We start from the raw sequence: 4,808 nt of genomic DNA, 5'->3' as shown, positions 1-4,808 counted from the left end.
ACCATTCAAAGCCAAAGAAGTGCAAATAGACAATGTAAGTGTGGCACTTTCAGACTTAAAAAAGGATGAAAATGGCGCAATGATTGTTGCAAAAGATTTCTCTGAAATTCATATTATTGGGTAGTTTGAAATGTTGAATGTAAAATTATAAATTTTGAATTATTTCAGATTCAAGATTGAAAAAATACTAGAGTCAATACGTTTTGTGTTGGCTCTTTTTGTTTTGCTGTAGTAATCGTCAGTTCGAGTATTTTTTGATAAAAAAATGTATCGAGAATAGCTTTAAATTCTGAAAATATTCTCAAAGCCATTATTTTAGATTGTTTGTAGTTTCACCACGAATTCACGAATTTTTTTAGCTTGTTTGACGACAGGAGTTATAAACCCGCGCTAGTGTTGGAACCTCACTAATAAATCAATAAATAATTTTTTAGGCTTACATATTAAAGAACGTCAGTTCGAGTATTTTTTAATAAAAAAATGTATCGAGAACAGCTTTGAATTCTGAAAATATTCTCAAAGCCATTATTTTAGATTGTTTAACGACATGAATTCATAAACTCGTGCCAGCATTGGGAATCAACAAATTGACAAATCAACTCAACAAAAAATCCTCAATCTTCGCAATCACTTCCGTATTCCCCAAAATTCTACGATGTCCTAAATTTTGTGTAATATGAATTGTGCCATTTGGCAGTGCTTTATGAATCGCATGCGCGCAACTAACGTGGACATCTGCATCATTTTCATCATGTACTATTAAAGTAGGAATTGTAACTCCTTTGGCCGCATAACTTGCTGAAACTTCATCAATATCACTTCCGTAGATCCGATCTAAGGTCGCTTTCATTTTTGTAGCAACAATCGGTTTCAACGTAAGCGCTTTTATAAAATGAGCAATAATATCCGAAATCATATCCGCAGCGCCAATAGTAACTAACTTTTTAACTTGAACGCCACCTTTAATTGCATTCAACAAAGACATGCCGCCCAAACTATGCCCAATGGCAAATTCAAACGGACCATACTGTGTATTAATTTCATGGATAGAAGCGATAAATTCTAACAAAGAAGATTTATTTCCTTTCAACTTTCCATGTGATGTAGCATCAAAACTAATAGTTTGGTATCCTAATTTCACAAAATGATCGGCAATTTTCACCAATTGCGTTCCGCGTCCGCTCCAACCATGTGCTAACAAAATCTTTTTATCACTTTCTCCGTACAAATACACCAAAATATCTTTCTCAATAGCGGGAACATGCACCAAAGTTTGTGTCGCTTCTTTATCCATCTGAAACTCACGTTTAGGCATTTTATATTTTATTGGAGTAATAAAAAGGCGCTTCGCATATTTCGCGGCAAGTGACGTAGACAAAAATTGTAAAAAACGTCCGGTATACAAAATCGGTTTAGGTACTTTTACGGTAGGTTCAGGCTTTAATTGTGGTGCAGTTCGACTCATTTTTTGGTAAGATATCTAAGATTGTTCAAAAGTGAGATAAATTTCCGAGCTTCGGAAATACATTTTATAGTTTTATGTGAATTATTTAATTATTGCTAATTTTGTAAAAACCCGATAGTAAATCAATTTTACAATAAAGACTTAAAACATTAAAAGAACATGAAAAAAATAATCACATTATCAGTTTTTGTATTCATGCTGTCTTGTGCTACAAATCCTTTTACAGGAAAAAAAACCTTAGCATTTGTATCTAATGCACAGTTATTTCCAACGGCATTTGCACAATACGATCAGTTTTTAACGGAAAGTAAAGTAGTGACCGGAACTGCAAAAGCGGAAATGATAAAAAGAGTAGGAGAGCGCATTGCTGTAGCTGCTGAACGTTGGTTAGACGCCAATGGACAACAAGGCTATTTAAAAGATTACAAATGGGAATATAATTTGGTGAACGATCCGGCAGTAAATGCTTGGTGTATGCCAGGAGGAAAAATTGTATTCTACACAGGAATTTTAGACGTAGCCCAAAACGAAACTGCCATTGCAGCAATTATGGGACATGAAGTTGCGCACGCTTTAGCAAATCACGGGCAACAACGTATGAGTGCTGCGTATATTCAGCAAGGACTTTCGGTAGTTGGAAATATTGCCATTACAGATGCAAAATCGCGCCAAGCATTTAACCAGTATTATGGCGTTGGATCTAACGTTTTAGGAATGTTGCCATTTAGCAGAAAACACGAAAATGAATCTGATAAAATTGGAATCTATTTAATGGCAATTGCAGGATACAATCCAGATGAAGCAGCAGAATTATGGAAGCGCATGGGCGCAAGAAGCAACGGACAAGCACCACCAGAATTTTTAAGTACACATCCGGCAAGTGCAACGCGTGTAAAAAATTTACAAGCAGAAGCTGCCACAGCAAAATCAGAAGCTAGAAAATTTGGTGTCACTCAATTTAGACCGATAAAAAACTTTTAGATAAAACGGATTCAAAAATAAATCTGTATTTTAGAAGCCATCCATTACGGATGGCTTTTATTTTTATACACTATGGGAAAAACGACACAATTGCAAAAAGGAGATAAAAAACTAATTGGTGCTTGGGCATTTTACGATTGGGCAAACTCAGTATATTCATTGGTTATAAGTACAGCGGTTTTTCCTATTTACTATGCTGGTGTTACTGGGAGTTTTGAGCAATATCGATTGAAAGATAAAATGGACTCTTTGGGAGTAGATTGGGATTTTACAACCTTATACAATCATGCAACGGCATTTTTTAATAAGAAAATTGCTTTTTTAGGAACCGATTGGGATCCGACAACTTTATACAATTATACCATTGCTTTCTTTATGCTAATTGTCGCCTTTATATCTCCAATACTTTCGGGAATAGCAGATTATACAGGAAATAAACTCAAATTTTTAAAATTCTTTTGTCTTTTAGGTTCCATCTCCATTATGGGATTGTTCTTTTTTCAAGATGAGGTTAGTTTGTGGGTTGGATTGTTACTCACCATAACTTCAGGAATTGGGTTTTGGGGAAGTATCGTTTTCTACAACGCATATTTACCCGAAGTAGCACATCCGGAACAGCAAGATGCTGCAAGTGCGAAAGGTTTTATTATGGGATATATAGGTTCTATATTGTTACTCATTGCGTGTTTGGTTCTTATTGAAGGACATGAAATGTTTGGAATTGCAAAAGGACTTGCTACACGTATTTCTTTTATCGTAGTTGGAGTTTGGTGGTTAGGTTTTGCACAGGTTACGTATAGAAAATTACCGAAAAATGAAAATCCAAGAACTCCGAAAAAAGGCTATTTAACCAGCGGTTTTAGAGAATTAGGGAAAGTGTGGAACGAATTAAAAGCGTATGCAGAATTGCGCATGTTTTTAGCATCTTTCTTCTTTTTTAGTGTGGGTGTACAAACAATTATTTATATGGCAGGAATTTTTGGAAGTACAGAATTAGGTTTGCCAACAACCAATTTAATCGGCGCAATTTTGTTAGTGCAATTTGTGGCCATATTTGGAGCATACATTTTTTCAAATGTTTCAAAAAAATACGGAAACCTAACAGCTTTAAAAATTACAATTGTCATTTGGGGATTGGTTTGTTTTGTTGCATTTTCACTTGACAAATCGCAAGAAAATATACAACTCTATTTTTATGTTTTAGGTGGATTAATTGGGTTAGTGCTTGGCGCGATTCAGTCCTTATCACGTTCAACGTATTCTAAATTATTACCCGAAACCGAAGATACCGCTACGTATTTTAGTTTTTATGATGTTACTGAAAAAGTAGCCATTGTTTTAGGAATGGTCGTGTTTGGTTTGTTAAACTCTATCACAGGTTCTATGCAATGGTCTGTACTATTTTTAGCCATATTTTTCCTTATTTCGTTTATCATTCTGAGTTTTATAAAAAAGACGAAGTATGTACAGTAAGAAGGTTTCTACTCTTTACAAGATCAATAAAATTGACGAATGAAAAGAAAAAAATATAGTTTGCTTCTCACGGTTTTTATACTTTTCATGCTAACTATTTCGTGTTCAAAGATGATGAGTTTAGACATGTATGGACTTCATGGAAACGTAAAAACATTTGTAGAACAGCAATATGAAGTTGTATTGGTTGACGGAGAATGGAAGCAAGGAAAAATGAAACTAGGATATCATTATAAAGCTTTTTTTGATACAAATGGAAATCCTGAAATGCGACAAGCTATGGACAACAAAGACAGCATAATGCAAAAAGTGATTGTTAAAACTGAAGGTAATCAACTAGTTGAAGAGGTAAAGTACGATGCAGCAGGAAATCTTACAGGGACTACTTTTTTTGATAGGCGTGTTGGTGATCAGCAGAAATTCACAGATATTGGAATCGATGGAGAGAAAAAGCTAATGGGGAAATTTTGGTATAAAAATGGGAGAGTTATTAAACATAGTATGCAATTTTTTGAAGAAGGAAAAAAAAGGAGAGAACAAATAACACTGTATGAATATGATATGAAAGGAAATTTTAAAAGGCGCATTGATGAGGGCGTAATTGGCGGGAAATCAATTATTGAAACTTATAGATATCTTGAATTTGACGATCAAGACAATTGGACGAAACGTTTAAATTACACAGGAGCAGGTCGTAAAAAGCCAAACAAAATTTCCATTAGAACTTACGAATATTATTAATTAACTTCATTCTGAGAGGATTCAATCTGAAAAAAAAGAAAAAATTGAAACAAAAAAGATACTTTATAATTATTCCATTCATTACCATGCTTTTGGTTGTAAGTTCTTGTACGACGAAGAACGATTTAGAACGACAAGGATTGCATGG

At 34.4% G+C, this 4,808-nt stretch carries 4 protein-coding genes; 3 read left to right on the top strand and 1 reads right to left on the bottom strand.

Going from position 1 to position 4,808, the window contains the following annotated elements; translation table 11 throughout:
• Nucleotides 1-595: 595 nt before the first annotated feature.
• Nucleotides 596-1,465 carry an alpha/beta fold hydrolase gene (locus AB8B65_RS19710; RefSeq protein ID WP_405302998.1) on the bottom strand — a complete coding sequence of 290 codons (870 nt, stop codon included), beginning with the start codon at nucleotides 1,463-1,465 and terminating at the stop codon, nucleotides 596-598.
• A gap of 159 nt (nucleotides 1,466-1,624) precedes the next feature.
• Between AB8B65_RS19710 and AB8B65_RS19705 the strand changes: the two genes are divergently transcribed.
• From AB8B65_RS19705 to AB8B65_RS19695, 3 genes are all read left to right on the top strand, one after another.
• Nucleotides 1,625-2,446, top strand: coding sequence for a M48 family metallopeptidase (locus tag AB8B65_RS19705; RefSeq protein WP_405302997.1), 822 nt, complete (start codon nucleotides 1,625-1,627; stop codon nucleotides 2,444-2,446).
• A gap of 72 nt (nucleotides 2,447-2,518) precedes the next feature.
• Nucleotides 2,519-3,919 carry an MFS transporter gene (locus AB8B65_RS19700; protein ID WP_405302996.1) on the top strand — a complete coding sequence of 467 codons (1,401 nt, stop codon included), beginning with the start codon at nucleotides 2,519-2,521 and terminating at the stop codon, nucleotides 3,917-3,919.
• Between the two features lie 39 nt (nucleotides 3,920-3,958).
• The gene (locus AB8B65_RS19695; RefSeq protein WP_405302995.1) at nucleotides 3,959-4,660 is read left to right on the top strand and encodes a hypothetical protein; all 702 of its coding nucleotides are present in this window, start codon (nucleotides 3,959-3,961) and stop codon (nucleotides 4,658-4,660) included.
• Nucleotides 4,661-4,808 lie beyond the last annotated feature (148 nt).

It is taken from the genome of Kordia sp., assembly GCF_045105435.1.
GTDB lineage: Bacteria > Bacteroidota > Bacteroidia > Flavobacteriales > Flavobacteriaceae > Kordia.
The sequence above is the reverse complement of the archived record's forward strand: the minus strand, read 5'-3'. Positions and strand labels throughout refer to the sequence as shown.